The 21,580-nt window shown below is 44.1% G+C and carries 18 protein-coding genes; 10 read left to right on the forward strand and 8 right to left on the reverse strand.

The window, feature by feature from the left end; translation table 11 throughout:
- The first annotated feature begins 1 nt into the window (after window position 1).
- Window positions 2–2,650: a type I restriction-modification system subunit M gene (locus tag AC0VYG_RS21400; protein WP_475449877.1), complete on the forward strand. Its 2,649-nt coding sequence runs from the start codon at window positions 2–4 to the stop codon at window positions 2,648–2,650.
- A 1-nt stretch (window position 2,651) separates the two neighbouring features.
- A complete protein-coding gene (locus AC0VYG_RS21405; protein ID WP_475429901.1) occupies window positions 2,652–3,023 on the forward strand; it encodes a restriction endonuclease subunit S domain-containing protein in 372 nt (123 codons plus the stop codon).
- Between the two features lie 21 nt (window positions 3,024–3,044).
- Here AC0VYG_RS21405 and AC0VYG_RS21410 read toward each other — a convergent pair whose 3' ends face one another.
- Together AC0VYG_RS21410 and AC0VYG_RS21415 are read right to left on the reverse strand one after the other, a co-directional pair.
- On the reverse strand, window positions 3,045–4,256 hold the full coding sequence (locus tag AC0VYG_RS21410; protein WP_475432512.1) for an IS256 family transposase: 1,212 nt from the start codon (window positions 4,254–4,256) through the stop codon (window positions 3,045–3,047).
- An 88-nt stretch (window positions 4,257–4,344) separates the two neighbouring features.
- Window positions 4,345–5,529 (reverse strand): IS4 family transposase, encoded by a 1,185-nt coding sequence (locus tag AC0VYG_RS21415; protein ID WP_475429902.1) that lies wholly within the window; start codon window positions 5,527–5,529, stop codon window positions 4,345–4,347.
- 214 nt (window positions 5,530–5,743) lie between these two features.
- On the opposite strand from AC0VYG_RS21415, the gene AC0VYG_RS21420 reads away from it, so the two are divergent.
- From AC0VYG_RS21420 to AC0VYG_RS21430, 3 genes are read left to right on the forward strand one after another with little or no spacing between them, the layout of a single operon-like run.
- Window positions 5,744–6,550, forward strand: coding sequence for a restriction endonuclease subunit S (locus AC0VYG_RS21420; RefSeq protein ID WP_475429903.1), 807 nt, complete (start codon window positions 5,744–5,746; stop codon window positions 6,548–6,550).
- Between the two features lie 9 nt (window positions 6,551–6,559).
- A complete protein-coding gene (locus tag AC0VYG_RS21425; protein WP_475429904.1) occupies window positions 6,560–8,545 on the forward strand; it encodes a DEAD/DEAH box helicase family protein in 1,986 nt (661 codons plus the stop codon).
- Window positions 8,514–9,698, forward strand: coding sequence for a type I restriction endonuclease subunit R, EcoR124 family (locus tag AC0VYG_RS21430; protein ID WP_475429905.1), 1,185 nt, complete (start codon window positions 8,514–8,516; stop codon window positions 9,696–9,698). Before AC0VYG_RS21425 ends, AC0VYG_RS21430 begins: the two co-directional genes overlap by 32 nt.
- Before the next feature lie 290 nt (window positions 9,699–9,988).
- Here AC0VYG_RS21430 and AC0VYG_RS21435 read toward each other — a convergent pair whose 3' ends face one another.
- Window positions 9,989–11,023: a Rieske 2Fe-2S domain-containing protein gene (locus AC0VYG_RS21435; RefSeq protein ID WP_475429906.1), complete on the reverse strand. Its 1,035-nt coding sequence runs from the start codon at window positions 11,021–11,023 to the stop codon at window positions 9,989–9,991.
- Window positions 11,024–11,142: 119 nt separating this feature from the next.
- Here AC0VYG_RS21435 and AC0VYG_RS21440 point away from each other — a divergent pair, with 119 nt between their 5' ends.
- The gene (locus tag AC0VYG_RS21440) at window positions 11,143–12,090 is read left to right on the forward strand and encodes a helix-turn-helix domain-containing protein (RefSeq protein WP_475429907.1); all 948 of its coding nucleotides are present in this window, start codon (window positions 11,143–11,145) and stop codon (window positions 12,088–12,090) included.
- Between the two features lie 75 nt (window positions 12,091–12,165).
- On the opposite strand, the gene AC0VYG_RS21445 is transcribed toward AC0VYG_RS21440, so the two are convergent.
- Window positions 12,166–13,065 carry a LysR family transcriptional regulator gene (locus AC0VYG_RS21445; RefSeq protein ID WP_475429908.1) on the reverse strand — a complete coding sequence of 300 codons (900 nt, stop codon included), beginning with the start codon at window positions 13,063–13,065 and terminating at the stop codon, window positions 12,166–12,168.
- A gap of 345 nt (window positions 13,066–13,410) precedes the next feature.
- Between AC0VYG_RS21445 and AC0VYG_RS21450 the strand changes: the two genes are divergently transcribed.
- The 3 genes from AC0VYG_RS21450 (at window position 13,411) to AC0VYG_RS21460 (ending at window position 16,011) form a co-directional block, all read left to right on the forward strand.
- Window positions 13,411–14,484 (forward strand): Rieske 2Fe-2S domain-containing protein, encoded by a 1,074-nt coding sequence (locus AC0VYG_RS21450; protein ID WP_475429909.1) that lies wholly within the window; start codon window positions 13,411–13,413, stop codon window positions 14,482–14,484.
- A 148-nt stretch (window positions 14,485–14,632) separates the two neighbouring features.
- Complete coding sequence (locus AC0VYG_RS21455; RefSeq protein WP_475429910.1) at window positions 14,633–15,046, forward strand: DoxX family protein; 414 nt, start codon at window positions 14,633–14,635, stop codon at window positions 15,044–15,046.
- Between the two features lie 8 nt (window positions 15,047–15,054).
- The gene (locus AC0VYG_RS21460; RefSeq protein ID WP_475429911.1) at window positions 15,055–16,011 is read left to right on the forward strand and encodes a PDR/VanB family oxidoreductase; all 957 of its coding nucleotides are present in this window, start codon (window positions 15,055–15,057) and stop codon (window positions 16,009–16,011) included.
- 139 nt (window positions 16,012–16,150) lie between these two features.
- Here the strand turns inward: AC0VYG_RS21460 and AC0VYG_RS21465 are convergent, their stop codons facing one another.
- The 4 genes from AC0VYG_RS21465 to AC0VYG_RS21480 form a co-directional block, all read right to left on the reverse strand.
- A complete protein-coding gene (locus tag AC0VYG_RS21465; protein WP_475429912.1) occupies window positions 16,151–16,903 on the reverse strand; it encodes an SDR family NAD(P)-dependent oxidoreductase in 753 nt (250 codons plus the stop codon).
- A gap of 187 nt (window positions 16,904–17,090) precedes the next feature.
- Window positions 17,091–18,164, reverse strand: coding sequence for a fumarylacetoacetate hydrolase family protein (locus AC0VYG_RS21470; protein ID WP_475429913.1), 1,074 nt, complete (start codon window positions 18,162–18,164; stop codon window positions 17,091–17,093).
- Window positions 18,165–18,203: 39 nt separating this feature from the next.
- Entirely contained in the window at window positions 18,204–19,142 is a 939-nt protein-coding gene (locus tag AC0VYG_RS21475) for a VOC family protein (protein ID WP_475429914.1), read from the reverse strand.
- Window positions 19,143–19,351: 209 nt separating this feature from the next.
- On the reverse strand, window positions 19,352–20,401 hold the full coding sequence (locus AC0VYG_RS21480; protein WP_475429915.1) for an amidohydrolase family protein: 1,050 nt from the start codon (window positions 20,399–20,401) through the stop codon (window positions 19,352–19,354).
- Between the two features lie 230 nt (window positions 20,402–20,631).
- Here AC0VYG_RS21480 and AC0VYG_RS21485 point away from each other — a divergent pair, with 230 nt between their 5' ends.
- On the forward strand, window positions 20,632–21,540 hold the full coding sequence (locus AC0VYG_RS21485) for a LysR family transcriptional regulator (RefSeq protein WP_475429916.1): 909 nt from the start codon (window positions 20,632–20,634) through the stop codon (window positions 21,538–21,540).
- Window positions 21,541–21,580: the final 40 nt, after the last annotated feature.

Raw genomic sequence — 21,580 nt, forward strand, 5'->3', positions numbered from 1 at the left:
TATGAACAAACAACAACTCGCCGCCAAAATTTGGGAATCCGCTAACCAAATGCGGTCAAAAATAGAAGCCAACGAATACAAAGATTACATATTAGGCTTTATTTTCTACAAATACCTGTCTGACCGAATGGTTTCCTTTGCAAAAGCGGAAGGCATGTCTGATGCTGAAATTGCCCAGCTTAATGAGGATGACCAAGAAATAGTCGATCATCTCAGAGAGCCACTTGGCTACTTCATTGCCCACGACAATCTGTTTTCAACATGGTTAGATAAAGGCCGTGATTTTGATGTGGCCGACGTGCGTGATGCGCTGTCTGCCTTTGAACGCCTCATCTCCACCAAACATAAAAAATTATACGATGGCATCTTTACCACCTTGCAAACCGGCCTAAGCAAACTTGGCGAAAGCGCCGCCAAACAAACCAAAGCCATCAGTGACTTGCTGCAACTGATTAAAGACATCCCAATGGATAGCAAGCAAGACTATGACGTGCTGGGTTATATTTACGAATACTTGATTGAAAAATTTGCCTCCAACGCAGGCAAAAAAGCAGGGGAGTTTTATACACCCCATGAAGTCTCCTTACTCATGTCAGAAATTATCGCCCACCATGTGAAAGACCAAGACAAAATTCGCATCTACGATCCAACAAGTGGTAGTGGCTCCCTGTTGATCAACATTGGTAACAGCGTCGCCAAACACAGTGATGGTCAAGACAATATTGAATACTATGCCCAAGAGCTAAAAGCCAACACCTACAACTTAACCCGCATGAACCTCATCATGCGTGGCATTAAGCCCGACAACATCATTACCCGTAACGGCGACACCCTAGAAGACGATTGGCCATTCTTTGATGAAAACGACCCCACCGCATCCTATAAAACCTTATATGTCGATGCGGTAGTGTCTAATCCGCCCTATTCTCAACAATGGGATCCAGAACATAAAGACGCCGACCCACGTTACTCACGCTTTGGTCTTGCGCCTAAAACCAAAGCCGATTATGCCTTTTTGCTACACGATTTATATCACCTAAAGCCCGATGGCATGATGACCATTGTCTTACCCCACGGCGTGCTCTTTAGAGGCGGAGAAGAAGGTCAAATCCGTAAGCAACTGATAGAACACAATCACATTGATGCCATTATCGGCCTGCCTGCCAATATCTTCTTTGGCACTGGCATTCCCACCGTTATTTTAGTGTTACGCCAAAAACGTGAACGAAGCGACGTGCTGATTGTGGATGCCTCAAAACACTTCTTAAAAGTCGGCAAAAACAACAAACTGCAAGCGTCTGACATTAAACGCATTAGCGATACCGTGATCAATAGAGAGAACAACCCTAAGTTTTCTCAATTAGTTAGCAAGCAAACCCTGCGCGATAACGACTACAACCTGAATATTCCGCGCTATGTCGATTCTGCCCCCGCAGCAGACACATGGGATTTACACGCCACCATGCTAGGCGGCATGCCCGTGAGTGAACTCAGCCAGTTTGATGACTATTGGCACGCCTTTCCTGGCTTACGCGCCGCCTTGTTTAGCGATAAATCGAGCCACTATGTGGATTTAGCCGTAGCGGTGGATGACATGAACACCACCATTACCCAACACAGCGAAGTCACCCACTTTGCCCAAGTCTATGAACAGGCCTTTAGTGATTTTGATGGCTATCTACATAAGGAATTGATTACACCGCTAACACAAGCCGATAGCCTAAGCCGTATCAACATCAACCAACACGAGGCCAAACTCAGCAGTGCTTTATTTACGCGCATGGCTAATACAGCAGTGAATGGCATTGATTTAATCGACAAATATCAGGCGTATCAACTGCTGAATAATCAATGGCAAATCATGGCGACTGATTTAGAGATTTTGCAAACCGAAGGCTTTGCCGCCAGCAAACAGGTTGACCCGAATATGGTCATCAAAAAAGTGAAAGGCAAAGACACCGAAGTACAAGAAGGCTGGCTTGGGCATGTGTTACCGTTTGATCTCGTGCAAACCGAGTTATTGAGTGATGACCTGGCAGCACTCAAACAAAAAGAAACCCGCCTTGCTGACATTAGCGGTGAAATCGAAGCCATTTTTGAAAGCCTAAGCGAAGACGACAAAGAAACCGATGCCGTTAATGACATTATTAATGAAGGCGGCGATAGCTTTATTAATGCCGCAGTTGCCAAAGCCGCGAAGCAACTGAAACAAGCCGCCAAAACAAACGGTGGCTTTAATGAACACGGCGACAGTGAACACAGCTATCAAGCCAAAATCTTGCAAGTCGATGGCTTAATCAACGAAGACAAAGCACTGAAAAAAGCCATAAAAGCCGACACCGACGCGCTGCACCTAAAAACCAAACGCACGATAGAAAGTTTAAGCGATGAGCAAGCCTGCGACCTGCTGCACGCCAAATGGATAACGCCGTTATTACATGAACTGAGCCAACTGCCTAGCCAACTCATTTTTCGCCTCACCAGCCAAGTGCACGCACTGGCCGAAAAATACGCCACCACCTGCGCCGATGTTGCCAAAGACATCACTCAAAGCGAGCAGGCCCTAGCGGGACTATTAGGCGAACTCACCGCAAATGAGTTTGACCAGCAAGGCTTAGACGAACTACAACGCTTTTTGTTGGGTGAATAAGATGACTACAGAGAACAACGTGCCTGCGATTCGGTTTGAGGGGTTTAGTGGGGAATGGGAGGAAAGAACTCTTGGAGAGGTGGTTAATGTTTATGATGGCACGCATCAAACACCCCGCTATAGAAGTTCAGGTGTAATGTTTCTTTCTGTTGAAAACATTAAAACCTTAAAGTCGAAAAAGTTTATACCTAAAAGTGATTTTGAAAGAGACTTTAAAGTTTTTCCTCAAAAAAATGATGTATTGATGACGCGTATAGGGGATGTAGGAACAGCAAATGTGGTGGAGACTAATACGCCAAAAGCATTTTATGTGACACTAGCTTTATTGAAGTATAAAGGGTTAGACCCTGAGGTATCCCCACAGACCCTGTAACAGATTCTGTGTAACTGCCATTTAGTTAAGGTGCTTTTCGAGACGCTCCTCGAACTCAATAATAAATCGACTCATTGCTTGGCGCCAGTTCTGAATTGGCATCGTCCATTTCTTACTGGCTTCTTTAATGGCAAGGTATACCATTTTCCTCGCAGAATCATCGCTTGGGAAGACTTTACGTTTTTTAATGGCTCTACGGATAACACTGTTCAGGGACTCAATCGCATTCGTTGTGTAGATCGCTTTTCGGATATCGTCAGGGTAATTAAACAACGTATTGAGGTGATGCCAGTGATTGCGCCATGATTTGGTAATTTGCGGGTATTGATCGTCCCAGATGTCGCCGAAACGATCTAACTCTAGCAAGGCTTCTTCTTCCGTTGCGGAGCGGTAAACTTGCTTTAAATCCGCCGTCACTGCTTTATAGTCTTTCCATGATACATATTTCAATGAGTTGCGTACCATGTGTACGATGCACAGTTGGATGTTAGTTTGTGGGAAAACAGCATTGATGGCTTCTGGGAAGCCTTTTAGACCATCAACACAAGCGATGAGAATATCTTCTACGCCGCGCTGCTGAAGCTCAGTGAGGACGTTGAGCCAGAACTTCGCACCTTCGTTCTCCGCAATCCACATGCCCATGAGTTCTTTATGACCTTCAGTGTTGATACCGAGTGCCAAGAAGATCGATTTATTGATGACGCGTTTATCTTGGCGGATTTTCAACACAATACAATCAAGATACACAATGGGGTAGATGGCATCCAAAGGGCGTGCTTGCCATTCAGTCACTTGCTCAATGACCGCATTGGTAACGCGTGATACCAGTGTTGGAGATATCTCGGCACCATACCATTCATCGAAGGCATTGACGATGTCTCGGGTACTCATGCCTTGCGCATAGAGCCACAGGATTTTATCGTCCATAGAAGTGAATCGGGATTGGTGTTTTTTGACCAGCTTGGGTTCAAAAGAGCCTTCTCGGTCACGAGGCGTATCCAGTTCAAACTCACCATCTTCCGTCTTAATACGCTTGCTATTCTTGCCATTACGACTATTGGTTGAGGTGGACTTTTGATGTCTCTCGTAACCCAGATGGTCATCCATTTCTGCATTCAATGCCGCTTCAACGGTAATCTTCTTCAGCATTTGGCTAAATTCGTTGAGATCCTCAGGCGTTTTAATTCCCTTGGCGGCTTCTTTTGCGAACGCTTCAAGTTCTTTTTTGTTCATTTGCATCTACCTATCCTTAATTCTTAATAGAATATGTTGTGGTAGGCAGTTACACAAAATTAGTTACAGTCTCTCCCCACAAATTTAATTAGCATTCCAATACCCCAAGTTGGTCTGCAAACTGTCGTATTCCAGTTTGCCAGTCTGCTTTGGGGATATTTAAGTCTGTATGGATTGCTCGCTTTCCTAAATAAAAGTAAGACAGAACTCGGCGACTTCGCGTGCTGTTGCTTTGAAATCGGTAGGAATAGCCTTTCGAAGCAACAACACTTCCTATAAGAATGAGTATCATCGACGCCAACGTGGCCAGTAAAATAAGGTTTTTCAACCGATCCATTTTGCGAGTATTGTTCTGCTCAAATCCCAAACCAAAACGACTGCTTTTCATATCCCGAAAACCTTCTTCTATTTGCATCCGAGTTTTGTATGCGTTGACACAACGCTTAGAAAAATGTCGATTCACAGGAAGAGAAGATACTAATAACCACGGATCTTTAGCACCTCTCGCTGCTGTAAGAGAAGTTTTCGAGGTTCTAATTTTGCCTTTTTGATTCGTTGAATGACGCCCTTTTGGCTGACTTTTATAGAGCACAAACTCGTTAGTGATTGGGTTCGTTTGGCGATGAATCAGTGATATTCTTTTCGGGCGAGAGCTTGCTTTAGAATAAAGTGTCGAGATGCAACGCCACGATTGCTTCTTTTGATCATAGTATTTTCGTGGCTTACGCACTCGTCCTACATAGTCCCACCCCAAATCAGCGACGGCATCCAGCCAAGGTGTCTTAAAACCTGCATCGGTAACAATAACGGGCTTTGCCGTGTCAGGTATTAGGGCTTTCAGCCTTTTCAAAAAATACTTATGTGTCTTTGATTTTTCTTTCGTGAGCCTGTCGTGTACTTCTTCATAGAGCGTAATAGGACGACCTTCAAAAGCGGTTGTCGCACGAATTAAAAAATGTTCTCCACGAGCATCAAGATCTGACCAATCGACACTTATGATTGGCTGTTTTTGAGGGATAAATATTTGACACATTGAGGCATATATTGTCAGGGCCTCTTGGCGTAATGAATGATTGGATAACAGCCTGTCTGAACGTTTAATTCGATGCTTCTCAAAGGCCTTTGATCGGATTCCTCTGCCAATGTTGGTGACAGAGCAAAAACTCCCTTCGGCAAGGCTAAGCACACAAGCGGATAAGGCTTTAAGCCGAGATTTATGCATGTTAGGGCTGACAATGGGGAGGATTTTGTTCAATATAGCGGTTGCGTTCATAGCTCTCAGTGAAAGTTTGTTTTTGGCGAAATAATTGATCACCAAGGGCTATGAACGTTCCCTTCTTTCACTAACTTTTTGATCTATATTGAGATTTTGTGGGGATACCTCAGGGTTAGACCCTTATTTTCTTAAAAATAGCATTACGAGTAATACAGTAAGGAAAGATATTTGGCACAGAACTTTACATATTGCGTTTCCTAAAAAAATCAATATGAACGAAATAAGTAAGGTTAAAATACCTGAGCCGCCTACAAGTAAAGAACAAACCAAGATAGGCAATACCTTCCAACAGCTCGATACCCTCATCGCCCAGCATCAGCACAAGCACGACAAGCTGTTAAACATTAAAAAATCCCTGCTGGAAAAATGCTTCCCGCAACAAGGCCAAACCGAACCCGCTATTCGCTTTAAAGGCTTTAGTGGGGAGTGGGAGGAGAGAAAACTACTTGATAATTTTGAAAGAATAATTGACTTTAGAGGTAGAACGCCTAAAAAACTGGGCTTAGACTGGAGCGTAACGGGGTATCTGGCGTTATCAGCCTTGAATGTAAAGAATGGATTTATTGACATGAGTCTAGATGCACATTATGGGAATAATGAGCTATATGAAAAGTGGATGCAGGGGAATGAGCTGCATAAAAACCAAGTGCTTTTTACAACTGAGGCTCCGATGGGGAATGTAGCTCAAGTTCCAGATGATAAAAAGTATATTCTTAGTCAAAGAACAATGGCATTTAGAGTAAAGCCTGAGTTAGTAGAAGAAAATTTTTTAGCTGTAATGCTTAGAACACCATCGATACAAAGAAAATTCACATCATTATCAAGTGGGGGTACCGCTCAAGGTGTTAGTCAAAAATCTTTGGCGACTGTAAACGTAACGGTTCCAACTTGTGTGGATGAACAAACCAAAATAGGCCTGCTCTTCACACACCTCGACACGCTTATCTCTCAACACCAAGCCCAGCTCACCAAGCTCAACAACATTAAACAAGCTTGTTTAGAAAAAATGTTTGTATAAGGACGCACCATGACATTCACCAGCGAAGCTAAATTTGAAGCCGCCTTAATCGCAGAATTAAAAAACAACAAAGGCTGGAAAAATGGCGTGTTGAAAAACCCGACCGAGGCCGACTTACTCAAAAACTGGGCGAAGATTTTATTTGAGAATAACGACACGGTAGATCGCTTAAATGGGGCCGAATTAACCCACACCGAAATGCAGCAAATTATTGAGCAAATACGCGAGTTAAAAACGCCGCTTAAACTCAATGGTTTTATTAACGGCAAAACCGTGTCGATTACCCGTGATAACCCTGCGGATCCCTTGCACTTAGGTAAAGAGGTGAGCCTAAAAATATACGACCGTCATGAAATATCAGGCGGGCAAAGTCGTTATCAAATAGTACAACAGCCGCGCTTTGCTAAAACGTCCAACATTCTCAATGATCGCCGTGGCGATGTCATGCTGCTGATTAACGGCATGCCGCTGATTCACATCGAGCTAAAACGCAGCGGTGTGCCCATTAGCCATGCCACCAATCAAATAGAAAAATATTCCGCTGAGGGTGTATTCACGGGCTTGTTTGCCTTGGTGCAGGTGTTTGTGGCCATGTCACCAGAAGAAACCCTGTACTTTGCCAATGCAGGGCAAGACGGTCGCTTTAACTCGGATTATTATTTTACATGGGCAGACTTTAATAACGAGCCGATCAACAAGTGGAAGGCAATCACCACGAGTTTATTGTCTATCCCTATGGCGCATAAGTTAATTGGTTTTTATACCGTGGCCGATGGCTCAGATGGTGTGCTAAAAGTGATGCGCAGCTATCAGTATTATGCCGCCAATGCAATCTCTGACAAAGTAGCAAAAACCAACTGGTCAGCACCAAACCCTTTAGGGGGTTATGTGTGGCATACCACGGGGTCGGGTAAAACCATGACCAGTTTTAAATCGGCACAACTGATTGCCCAATCAAAAGATGCCGATAAAGTGATTTTTTTGATGGATCGTATTGAATTGGGTGTGCAATCGCTACGGGAATACCAAGGTTTTGCGGGTGATGATGAAAGCGTGCAAGCCACAGAAAACAGCGGCGTATTGGTGACTAAGTTAAAAAGCAGTGATCCTGCCAATACCTTGATTGTTAGCTCGATTCAAAAAATGAGTAATATTAATCAAGACGTGAACGATGAAGGCATTAGCTTAAACAGTGATGATATAGCCACCATCAATAACAAACGCTTGGTGTTTATTGTTGATGAAGCGCACCGTTCTACCTTTGGCGATATGCTCATTAGCATTAAAGCGACCTTTCCTAACGCCTTGTTTTTTGGTTTTACTGGTACGCCGATCCATGACGAAAACCAAAAGAAAAAAAGCACCACGGCTATGGTGTTTGGTGATGAGTTACATCGTTACAGTATTGCCGATGGCATACGGGATAAAAACGTACTTGGGTTTGATCCGTATATGGTTGAAACCTTTAAAAAAGGTGACTTACGCCGTGAAGTGGGTTTGTTAAAAGCCAAAGCCAATACCGAAAGCGAGGCGCTTAACGACCCTAAAAAAGCAGCGGTGTATTATAAATATCTTAATGATGTGCCAATGGCGGGTTATACCGATGATGCAGGTAAGTACGTTAAAGGCATTGAAGATGAGGTGCCACAGTCACAATATGCTGATGGGCATAAAAAGCAGGTGGTGGCGGACTTATTAGAACAATGGCCAGCACTCAGCCGAAACAATAAGTTTCATGCCATTTTAGCCACCCATAGTATTGCCGATGCGATTCACTATTATCGTTTATTTAAACAGGCCGCTGATGAAGCAAGTCATGGATTAAAAGTCACGGCCTTATTTGACCCGACTATTCCCGAGGGGGATGACTACCAAACTAAATCAGCCTTTAAGCAAGCGGGGTTAGTGGAAATTATTGAAGACTATAATGCCCGTTATGGTTTTGATTATAGTTTGGCAAGTCATGCTAAATTTAAGAAAGACGTGGCCCCATAAAAAGCCTTATTTACGCATTGACCAAACGCCAGAACAGCAAATTGATGTGCTGATTGTGGTGGATCAAATGCTCACCGGTTTCGATTCAAAATGGCTCAATACCTTGTATCTGGATAAGGTGCTGACGTATGAAACGGTTATTCAAGGATTTTCTCGTACCAATCGTTTATTTGGGCCAGATAAACCCTTTGGCACCGTTCGTTATTATCGTTATCCGCACACAATGGAACGCAATATTAACGATGCGGTTAAGTTGTATTCAGGTGATAAGGCGATTGGTTTGTATGCCGATAAGCTCGACGCTAATCTTAAAAAAATGAATGACACTTTTGCTGAGATTGAGCAGTTATTTAAAAACGCTGGTGTGCATAACTTTGAAAAATTGCCTGATGACAATGCCGTGCGAGGGCAATTCGCTAAGTTGTTTAGACAGCTGAATGAATATTTAGAAGCGGCGAGAATTCAGCGCTTTACTTGGGATGATGACAAATTAAAAACACTAAGTGATATTGAACTGAGCTTTAATGAACAGCACTATTTAGTGATCGCATTGCGTTATAAAGAACTGCCCACAAGTTCTGGAGGTGGTGAGGGTGAAGACGAAGTTCCTTTTGACATTGCCAACCATCTAACCGAAATTGATACGGGTAAGATTGATGCGGATTATATGAATACCCGTTTCGATAAATACTTAAAAACACTACGTTCTGGGACAGGCTATGCCGATATTCAAAGGGCTGTGGATGAGTTACATCAATCCTTTGCATCATTAACTCAGGATGAGCAAAAACAAGCCAATATATTCCTAAACGATGTGCAACGTGGCGATGTCACGCCAGAAGCGGACAAAAGCTTTAGGCAGTACATTAGCGAATACCAATCGAAAGAAAAGCTGGAACAAATTAATAAACTGGTTAATGCCCTTGGTGTGGATGCGCTGCAATTAAAAGCCATGATGAACACCCATGTGACGGCAGACAATATTAATGAGTTTGGCCGTTTTGATGCATTAAAAGAGTCGGTGGATAAAGCCAAAGCCAAGACCTATTTTGAAGCCAGTGAAGGCGAGGTTATTTCACCGTTTAAGGTGAATGTGAAAACCGCTAAGTTACTGCGAGAGTTTATTTTTGCAGGTGGTGTTGATTTGTCGTAAACAGAAAATCGCTAGAAACAAAAAAGGGAATACCTTTTCTAAGGCATTCCCTTTTTTACAACACTTCTCTTATCTACCTACTTAAGACGATTAAAAAGAAGGAGGATTATCTCCCCTAGAATTGCCCTCGGCGAACACTTACATTGTGACTTAACACGGTGGAAATGCCCCAAAAGACAAACAGCCATTAAAGAAGAAAATAAGTCGACTAAGGCTGAGTGTATTCCTTTAACACTCAGCCTCTTTAAAGTAGAACAAGTAGGCTCTTACTTTATCTGTAAGCTTATTTTTTATTCACTTGTTTCGGCTTGGATCAATTCCTGTAATTTGCGCCTCGCACGCATACCAGCCACATCACCGGGAAGGTACACGGGTTTTAGTGCGATCAAATCTGTTTCTGGCATGCGTTCATGACACGCTTCGACCATAGGTTCGTCTTCAAACTCGAACGCGTTATTGATTTGAGTGCGTATACCTTCACTTAAACCGGCATCGTCAAGTTTCTTATTGCGGGCAACCGCATAGAAATAGTGGGAGGAATGCTCGGTTTCTGGGGTAATTAAATGAATACCGGGGAAACAGGCACCGTCTTCAATGGTGCCATTTTCTGCTGAAAAGCCTGTATCCAAATACAGCACACCAGGGGGCTGCCAGCACATATGAGCACGCAGAGTACCAATCGCGGGAGCGTCGTCCCAAAGCAGAGAAAATAATGGCGACACTGGGCAGTTATAATTCCAGTGCATGGACCACACGGTATTGCCGTCTACTTCTACTTTACGCTCCTCTCTAAAACCTGCTGGCGGCTCTCCATCCGAGGCAAGAAAAGAATGTAAGTAAGGAACATGGCTCAGGTCGAGCAGGTTATCTGCCACTAATTCGTAGTGGCATTTTACATTGAGGTAACCATGTACTGCTGTCCAACCTTCACGGTTATCGCTCTCACCAATATCGATAATACTGGCAGGGTCTGCTTGGCTTGCCTCGCCCATCCAAATCCATATCACGCCTTGTGCTTCAATGACTGGGTAATTTTTAACGCTGCACCCCTTCGGGATGGTTCCATCGCCATGGGGGTTGTGCGTCCCGTTTCCTTTAGAATCGAATACCAAACCATGATACCCACAAGCAATATTATTGCCTTGTACTTTGCCTTTGCTTAGAGGTGCAAACCGATGAGGACATCGATCTTCTAAAGCGATTGCTGTGCCATCTTCTCCGCGGTAAAGCACAACAGGTTCATTAAGTAATGTAATAGATAATGGTTTATCTAGTAAGTCGTGGCTCCAACCAGCGCAATACCACGTATTTCGAAGAAATTTCATGCCCTTATCCTTCTTATTTTTATTGGAAGAACAGAATAGGAGATATAAATTGGACAATATACACCACATAATCCATATTATCGGTCATATAATCCAAAAATAAACGTATAGACTTCATTATGGATTTACTGAGTGACGTACTTTTATCGCTGAAATTACGCTCTACTATTATCTCGAACTGGCAGTTGAGTGAACCTTGGGGTTTTGAAACCCAGTCATTCCCAGCGGGGTATTGCTTTAATATTGTTGCAGGAGAGCTTTGGTTTTCTGCGCCTGACAGTGAGCCAGAATTATTGCTCGCCGGTGACTCTGTTCTGGTTCCGATCGGAGGTGAGTTTAATTTCTACTCGTCTGATAATGCACCGATAGCACCATTACACGCCCTATGGAAAGGAGATAATTTTGCAGGTTTTGATCACTACCTGCCGAGTGAATTGCATCAGGTAAGTTGGGGCGGCGGCGGGGCAAAGACAACACTGCTCTCCTTTGCCTTTGAATTTCAGCCTAATGTGCAACTCGACCTATTAAAGGCATTACCCAGCGCGATCATTCTGCGACAGTACCAAGGGACGGAGTTTCCCTCCTTTCAATCTGCCATTGCTTTTCTTAGTCAGGATGCCAGTAATAAGCAACCGGGTTTTGTGGCTATTGCAGCTCAATTAGTAGAGTTGATTATCATCGGCCAACTTCGCTCTTATATCTTGTCAGAAACAAAGCACCCCAAAGGTTGGCTGCCAGGTTTATTGGATAAAAAAATCGGTAAAGCCTTAGCCGCGATTCATCGACACCCAGAAAAACAGTGGAGCGTCACTCTACTTGCGAGTCATGCAGGAATGTCTCGATCCAGTTTTGCACAACGCTTCCAACAATTAGTTGGCGTTGGCCCCATAGCCTATTTAAGCAACTGGCGTATACAGTTAGCAGCGGAACTCCTGCAAACGACAAAGCACTCGATAAGCGACATTACAGAAATGGTAGGTTGGACCTCTGACCGTAGCTTTAGACGCATTTTTAATCAACGAATGGGGAAATCACCACTGGCATTTCGGCGGGATACGAAACAATAAGTGCTTAAAAGTATATTGTGTTTCCCGCCCTCGCTCTTGGATTGTTATAAAAACCATTAAATGGTCTTTGCGACGTCAAATGGTTTTAGCAACGTCTACGATGAGTTGTCGTAGCCAAGTCAGGCCAGCATCGTTTTCGCGGTTACGGTTGTACTGCATAGTTTGCGTTAGCATGGGGATATTCATGGGTGGCTCTAAAATTTTTATAGGCAGAGATTTGCGCACTATGCTGGCTAGCCGACTATGGACGGTGGCGATACGCTGAGTACCAATAATCAGTGCCGGCGGCGCAAGCAGGTTGGTGGTGGTAATTTCGACTCTGCGACTGATGCCATAGTTGCTCATAAACCACCCATCAAAGGCGGGGGAGTGATTTTTACCATAGCTTACGGCAACATGACCTGCTGTTTGATAATCCTCAAAGGTGATTTTGTCACCTATCGAGGTATTGCCTTCCCAGCAAATGCATTTATAGCCTTCTTGATAGAGTTCATCGTAGGGGTGGTCTTCTAAAACAAATTGACGAGGGATAAACATCAGGTCAACACTGCCCTTGTCGATTAATTCGATATCACTGGTGGATGACAGCTCTAAGCGTATATTGGGTGCTTCGTGAGCCAAGCGGCTAATAACGCTAGTCATTAGCACCATGGTGGTGAGTTCCGAGGCGACAATTTGATAACAACGATCATCGGTTGTTGGGTCAAATTTCGGCTGGTTAATGATGGTGTTTTCCATCTCGACAAGGATCCGACGTACCGGCTTTGCCAGCGTCTCTGCTAAGGAAGTAGGGATCAGTTCTCTACCGACTTGCACAAATAACTCGTCATCAAAGTATTCCCGTAACCGAGAGACTGCTGAGCTCATGCCTGACTGACTCAGATGAATACGCTCGCCTGCTCGCGTTATATTGCGCTCCGCAATAAGCGCGTCTAATGCGACCAACAGATTTAAATCTAGGCCTTTAAATCGCATAGCTCTTTACCATTATTTTTATCGTTATATAGGAGTCTTGTTAATCTATTTTAAAGATGTCTTTTCGTCAATAAATAGAATGTATTTTACGGCGACCTTAACTAAGCCAGTAAGCGCGGTACTTAAGCTCGCCCTCTACTATTGAAATTAGCGATACCAGCTAGCGCTGTTAAGGATTGGTGCATCGTGATTTGCATTGTTATATTGCTGAAAAATCATCGCCGCTATTAACGCTATAACGCAGTGTGAAGTGATATGTCATCGGTAAGATTTTACTGAATAAGATCACTCCGGGCAGGAAGTGGTCGCCTATATTATAAAAATAAAGATAGGAAAGTTATCATTATGTATCCATTCAAATACAAAAGTTCTATCGTCAAAAACCGTTGGTACATGGCGGCGTTCTCTACTGAAATTACCCGTGAACCAATGGAACGTACCATGCTTAACAAGCCAGTTGTTATGTATCGTAAAGAAGACGGAACGCCCGTTGCCATGTATGGACTATGCCCACATCGTTATTTGCCTTTAGTTGAAGGCCGAGTAGAGGGGGATAACATTGTATGTGGTTATCATGGCTTTAAGTTTGCCGATAACGGCGATTGCATCCAAATCCCTTCTCAACCTAAAGTTACTGGTAACATTTGTCAGCCTGTGTATAAAATCGTCGAGAAAGGGCCAATTTGTTGGATCTGGATGGGCGATGAAGACAGGTGTGATGTTGATCTCATCCCTCCTTATGAAGACTTTGGTTTAGAACAACCAGATTGTCAGTTCCATTCTGCTAATTATTTTCATCTTGAAGGTCGGTCACAGTTGTTGGTCGATAACTTGATGGACCTTACTCACCTACCCTATGTGCATCACCATATTGCCGGTAAAGATGCGATGGCGGATATTCCAATCGAAACGGAAGACCGTGAGAGAAGCTATCGCGTCTCTAGAGCAGGAAAAGCGCCTTGGAACGACTATTTTAAAATGGTGTTTGGTTCCGAAGCCGAATTCGAAGGCCTTGCCGATTTCTGGATTAAAAGTGACTTTTTTGGCCCTGAGTTCATATCAACCAGCTTGCCTATTATTACTAAAGTACCCGGTAAAGCAGAAGTGCCAAAAGAATTAGGCGCGTTAATGATTTTGCACGGCATTACCCCAGAAACCGATACCACGACCCACTATTTTGGTTTTTCTACTCGTAACTTCAGACTCGGTGATGAAGCGTTAGATAACTTCCAACTTGCCGCCGACCAGAAAATTCGTGGTCAGGATGTGGTCGCCATTAATGCGGTTGAAAAACGCCTCGATTATGCCGTCACACAACAAAGAGAGTTATTGGTTGGTGCCGACAAACCCGCCGTACAAGTGCGTCGGAGAATTGAAGCCATGTTAGCGGCAGAAAACATTCCCTTAGAAGAAGCGTAAACGTTAAGCCGCCGTGACAGAGAGCCTTAATCAGCGTCTCTGTCAGGCTTTCAAGCTTAAAACAAGGTGCGAATAAATCTGCTAAGGCTCAATCAAAAAAACTTATTCACATCATCCCTACCCAAAAAAATAAAAAAGGAAGTCGTCAATGATGTTATCTAAATATGAAATATACAGCCGTGCCGCTCTACGAGTCATTAGCGCATTTTTGTTTATGCAACATGGTGCGCAAAAACTTTTCCATTACCCACCCGGTGGCCATAACCAAGGTCCATTAGAGTTATTTAGTTTAGTCGGCGTTGCTGGCGTTTTAGAGTTCTTTGGTGGTTTTTGTCTGCTAGTGGGCTTGTGTACTCGCAGTGTGGCCTTCCTACTATCCGGTCAAATGGCGGTGGCGTACTTTATGTTTTATCCTGCCAAAGCCTTTTTCCCCGTGGTGAATGGCGGGGAGCTTACTATTATGTTCTGTTTCGTCTTTTTTTACTTCCTATTCGCAGGCCCAGGTGCTTGGTCAATTGACGACGTGATTAAGAATCGTCTAAATCGCTCTAAAAGCGATTGAGGTACATTATGTTTGATGTTGTTGTTCGTAATAAAACCTTAGAAACACCTAACATCGCCAGCTTTGAACTGGCGCATGTAGGTAATGAAAAAATGCCTAGTTTTACCACTGGCAGCCATATTGATGTGCATATAGCGGATGGTTTGATCCGCCAATATTCGTTGATTAATCATACTCAGTCTGATGAGTTTTATAAGATTGCCGTGCTGAATGATGAGGAATCAAGGGGCGGCTCTGTCGCCCTGCATAACCGTGTTCAAATTGGCGATACCCTCACCATTTCTGAACCGCGCAATCTTTTTCCGCTCAACCTGAATAGCGACAAGGTCATGCTCTTTGCGGGTGGTATCGGTATTACGCCCATTATGTCGATGGCGATAGAGCTGGATAGTCTTGGTATTGATTTTGAACTGCATTATCACGCTAAATCACAAACTGAAGCGGCATTTTATGAACAACTTAAAAGCGGTTCATTTGCTGCTAAGGTATTCTGTCATTTTTCGGGCGAACGTGAAAAAAACGACGCCGCAATCAATAATGCCTTAAGTGCTTTTACCAACAATGCCCATTTGTACACCTGTGGCCCTGTGGGTTATATGGATTATGTATTTGACAGCGCTAGAGCAAATTCATGGCCGGACACAAACCTGCATAAGGAAGTTTTTAAAGCCGAACCAAAGGTGTCGGAATCTGGAGATGGTGCTTTTAAGCTCATTCTTAGTCGCTCTGGTTTGGAATTAGACGTGGCGGCGGATCAAACCGCACTGGAAGCGATTGATGCGGCTGGCGTAGCGGTGGATGTGTCTTGTGAAATGGGGATCTGTGGCGCTTGTTTAACTAAGGTGACGGATGGCATACCCGACCATAGGGATGATTTTTTAACGGACGCTGAAAAAGCACAAAATGATCAATTCACCCCTTGTTGTTCAAGAGCGCTGAGCGATACGTTGACCCTAGATTTATAGGGCAACAGGTTAGTTGAAAAGGCATAGTGTGGGAGGTTCCTTTTAGATAACCGCAAGCGTAACCGCCTAGCAACATAAAAAGGTTCTGCCGGAAGGTCGAACCTTTTTTATAAGATCTTTCTGTTTTGATGCTTTTGTATTAGCTGCCATCGCTGATCGTGGTGCCACCATCCACGACAATATTTTGCCCAGAAATAAAGCCACCAGCCTTGCTGGCGAGCATCACTGCAACGCCGGCGATCTCTTCTGGCTCCCCTACTCGACGCAGTGGCGTTAGGGATAATCTACGTTCCATAAAGGGAGTGTTTTCAAGTAACTCTGTGGCTAAAGGTGTGCGAATCAAGCCGGGAGAAATACAGTTCACTCGAATCCCTTTCGGCCCCCACTCCACTGCCAAGTTACGCGCTAACTGAGCCAATCCGGCTTTAGACAAGCCGTAAAGCCCGATGGCTTTGTTGCCTCTTAAACCTGCGATACTCGACATTAAAATTACCGAACCTTGGCCACGTTCCGCCATGTCAGGAAGCAAGGCAGAGCAAAGCCGTAGCGCGCTTTTTAAGTTGATCGACATTACAGCATCCCAATCCTCGTCCGTGGTAGCACCTATCGGGCCCGCCGGACCTTGTATTCCTGCATTTGACACCAAAACATCAATGCGACCATAAAGTGCTTTCGCCCGCTCTACAAGCTGGTCTATGTCTTCATTGCGACTCAGATCACAGGGAATAAAGTCCACGCCGCTTTGGGGCTTATTGTGGTTGTGTCGATCAGACGCTATGACCTTAGCGCCATGGGAATGCATAGCAGAGACAATCGCGGAACCTAACCCGCCAGATGATCCGGTCACAAGAATCACTTTGTTCTGCAAAGAAAACAGTGTATTAACATCCATCGTCGTATTCTCTCTTATCAAGTGGAGCAGCAATATTAGAAGAGACTTTTTCACGATTATTACGCGCAAAGACCTCGGCCTATAGCAGAAAAAAGCCCCCCATTATTTTTCAATGATGGGAGGCTTTAAGCCACCTACGATGGCGACTTACTAAGGTAGTAACGTACTAAAATGGTAACTTAGTCGCCTACCATTCTGTTTTGAAGGCGCCGTAAGTCACAGACTTACCTTCGGTCTCTTCTATCACAATCTTGTTACGTTGACGGCCAAGGTAGGTAATCTCAGAATCCATGACATCCCCTTCTTTCAGCCATGCTCCGCCAAAGTTTGCACCATTTCCTGGAGGAGAACCCATGATGAAAAGGTCTCCTGGCATTAGTCGAAGTCTCTCAGAGGCATGAGAAAGCACTTGCGATGGGCCGAAGATCATATCTTCTGCTGGCCAATCTTGGCGCTTTTCTCCGTTCACATTTAACCTGATTTGCATTTTCTTGCGATCAACAAACTCTTTAGGGACAGCAAAAGGCCCGAAAGGTTTGAAGTTAGGTTGGAACTTACTACACCAGTCGAAGTTGAATTTGATGTCTGCACGTTTAAATTCATCAACCGTACCGATATCGTTCACGATAACGTAGGCTGCAATCATATCTTCTGCATTTTCAGGTTTTACATAACGCTCGCCTTTGCCAAGGATAAAACCAAGCTCTAGCTCCCAATCAGGCTGTTCGCCAATTAAAGGTAATGGCACATCGTCATTGGCACCACATAAAGAGGAATGCAAACCAGTAAAGAAAAAAGGCGTGCCTTCACGGCCACGACGGTCAACTTCTTCGTAGTTACGATTGAAGAAGGCTTCGTCATCTTCACCCGGTAAACGCTTGTCTTGGTTGAATTTGTTAAAGGTCATCATCTCAGCAACGTGCTGACGATAGTTAGACGCGGCACAAATAAAGTTTGGATGCGCCAAAACAGGCAAAATATTCAAGTCAGTTAAAGATTTGGCTGGACGATCTTGTTTCGCTGCAACTTCTTTTAACCAAACCAAAGCATTATCCCAGTCGTTAAAAATGGCGTGGGTATCGGCATAACGATCAGAAACATTTAAAACATCCCCATTTGGCAAAACTAACCCTGGGAAAACGGCTTCATTTTTAAATTGATAAGTACCAATACCAAATGTGCCTTCAACTAACCCAGTAGCAGGGTTAATATTTTCAGGTTCAACGGCAGGTTTTACCTTATGCATCATAAATTTACTCATAATTTCTATTCCTATATTAAATTTATTATCGAACGGATATTATTCAAAATAGCGATCAGGTGGATCGGAACGCCATACATCAATCTCTACTTTAGATATGTCATGTACTCGAGTACCGTCACTGGCTTTCATACGATCAGTATCTGAGAAGGTTTCAAAGCGATTGCGATCTGGGTCGCGCCATACATCAAAGATATGACTACCATGAGGGTGGCGTCCCACGCCCCACACCAATTCATATTCTTTAGATTCTAAATAACGATGGGTCATAAACTGAGCTTCAAAGTCTTGTGCTTCAAAACTAATATGATGACAAGACGCTTCCCCATTTCGGCTTTGCATAAGCGAGACAACATGGTGATCTACCAGCTCTTCACCACGATCAAGTCGAACAAAACCGACAATTTCGGCCTGTGGCATACCTGGAACGTGATAAATATCACTTGGTATGAGACCTAATACTTCTTTGTAAAAAGGGAGTGTTTCGGCAAAGCTTGGGATAAATAGGCCCACATGCCCTAAACGAAATAATTTCGCAGGTCCCAAATTACGTTTAGGCTCAAAACGACCTTCACGAGTATATTGACCTGGTGCATTCATTTCTAAGTGCTTGTAAGCTTCTTCTGGATTAACTCGTTCAATGCCATAAACGAGATCAATTTCAAAGCCATTAGGATCCAGTAGAGTAACGGCAATCCCACCACCCGGAGTGGTTAGCTCGCGAATTGGACTCGCGCTGTGCTCACTAATAGCGCTTTCTAAATCGCTTTTACTTTCTACTTCAAAGGCGAGGCCAAGGAACTTAGCTTCATCACCTTTTTCAGCAGTATAGGCAAAGGCATCGCCACCACCAGTACGCATCACTAAACGTTGCTCAGTTCGCTCTACTGTCAGCAAACCAAAGTCTTGGGCAAAAACTTCTGTTTTGTCCAAATCTGGCACCTGAAACCTCACATGATGAGGACTTTTAATACGCATATACTATTCTCCTGTTTTATATTTATTTTTAATTGAGTAAGTCATCGGTACGCACAAATAGGTTTGCCCTCCTAAACGGCTATTCGCGCTAACCTTGTAATGAATATAAAGCCCAAACCTATCAGCGTCCAATATAAAAATAATAGTTTTACTATTGGCAACACTTATAGGTTAAGGCAAATTCAAGTCCGCCCGTTCTTCAGGCTTTATTAAGATTTAACACTCAACCCAAGAAGGTCCGCGGCGTTTAACCCTAGAATTTTAGCCTTGTCCTCTTCATCCAGCTGATCGTGGAATCCTAGCGGATCAGGCTCGGCCATATCAAAAGGATAATCTGTCCCCAGACATAAGCGATCAGAGCCGTGAGTGCGGACGAGAGAAGCCAGTTGTTCCTTGTCGAAAACCAGCGTATCGAACCATAATTTACGAAGGTAACTGGATGGCAGTTCTTTACAATGTTCACTGCAATCAGCGCGGGCACGCCAACCATGATCCATACGCCCCCAGTAACCGGGAATGTAGCCACCACCATGGGCCACACAGATTTTTAGCCCTGGGTAACGATCTAAAACACCGCCAAAAATTAAATGACCAACCGCCAATGTCGATTCCAATGGGTTACCAATCAGGTTATTGAAATAATATTCTTTCATGCGGGTTGCATGGGTAAAGCCGAGTGGGTGGATGAAAAGCAAGATACCAAGCACTTCGGCCGCAGCAAAAAACCTGCCTAACTCTTCATCATGCAAGTCTTTACCATTCACATTGGTGTTTATTTCAATACCACGCAAATTAAGCTCTTTGGCACAGCGCGTCATTTCTATAATCGCCCTATCAATGTCTTGCATCGGTAAGGTTCCCATACCGACAAATCGTTCTGGGTTAGTCGCAATCGCTTCTGCAATACCATTGTTAACCGCTTGCGCCGCCTTTAAGCCGGTTTCTGCATCGGTATAATAAAAGTACTGGCCTGGGTTTGGGGAGATAACTTGGACATCAATTCCCTGCTTATCCATATCCGCCAAGCGCAAATCAATATTGTTTAAGGTTGCCCCTATTGTACAAAACTGCGCTTTATTGACTTCGTTGGTTTTTTCGCTAGAAAATTCATGGATACCTGGTGGTGGACCAGGATATTTGGCCTGAACAATTTTGTCGGCGGCAGGCACATTTAAATGGCAATGAATGTCCACCACCAAATGCTTACCTTTTTGATTAACCGAAATGACATTGTTATTCGAACAGCAATCAGTATTCATAATACTCAACCTAATCATAATTATTTTTATAGGACAGATATCCTGCATGCTAGACAGACACGCCATTCACTGTCGTATTTCACAATGAAAACATAAACGTCAATGCTCTCATTTAGACAGATACAAAGACCCACCTATGATGAGAATAGGACTACTCTTTCATTAATACCTATAAGCGTCCAATCAGAATTATGCTTGCAAGCAATAGGTATGACTGATAGATTCAGCGAATGAGATTCGACGGATTAGATTTAAACTTACTGGTGGTCCTAGAGGCGTTAATTGAAGAGCGGCACGTCTCGGCGGCCGCCAGACGCATACATTTAAGTCAACCGGCTGTTACCGGTGCACTGAAGCGATTGCGAGAATATTTCAATGATGAACTTCTTGTGCAACGTGGTCGGCGCATGTTCCTAACACCAAAGGCAGAATCCCTAGCCAAACCAGTTCACCGAGCACTACTGCAAATCCGAGGGGAAATCACCCGAGCGGGGAGTTTTGACCCGGCGACAACAACACGCCACTTTGTTATATCCGCTTCTGATTATGCCTACACTATCTTGCTCGCCGAGGTCATTGCCAAAGCGGCTACCTTAGCCCCTGCCGTGACCTTCGAAATTATTCCTCTTGACGAGCAAACCAATGAATGCTTCGATAGGGCAGAAATAGACCTGTTACTCATTGTTAAAAAACTCTCATTACCGAATCATAACTTTATAGAGCTTTGGCAGGATGAAGAAGTCATTATCAGTTGGACAGGAGCCGGCTTCGATAAGATTGATAAAGAAACCTTTTTTGCCGCCGGCCATGCCGTTGCAACCTTTGGGCTTGAACGCCGACCCTCTATTGCAGACAATCATATCATCAGCAATGGATGGAAGCGGCATGTTGAAGTCCAGCTCCCAGAATTCGGTGCACTGTGTCAGGCCGTAGTGGGCACCAGACGACTCGCCACCATGCATCGTCGCTACGCGCAGCACTTCGCCAAGCTTTACCCTATTAAACTTCATCACACCTGGGAAACTTTTCCACCTATTATCGAAGGCATGCAATGGCATAATGTGAGGGATGCAGACCCAGGGTTACAATGGTTAACCGGTCTATTAACCGAGGCGGCTAAAGAGCTCAAACATTCTTAACATCCTGGCAGGCATGATAGATCAGACTAGCGTGGAGCTT

The organism is Marinomonas sp. 63XJN7_7_ISO-PGPR-S23-202, assembly GCF_056173505.1.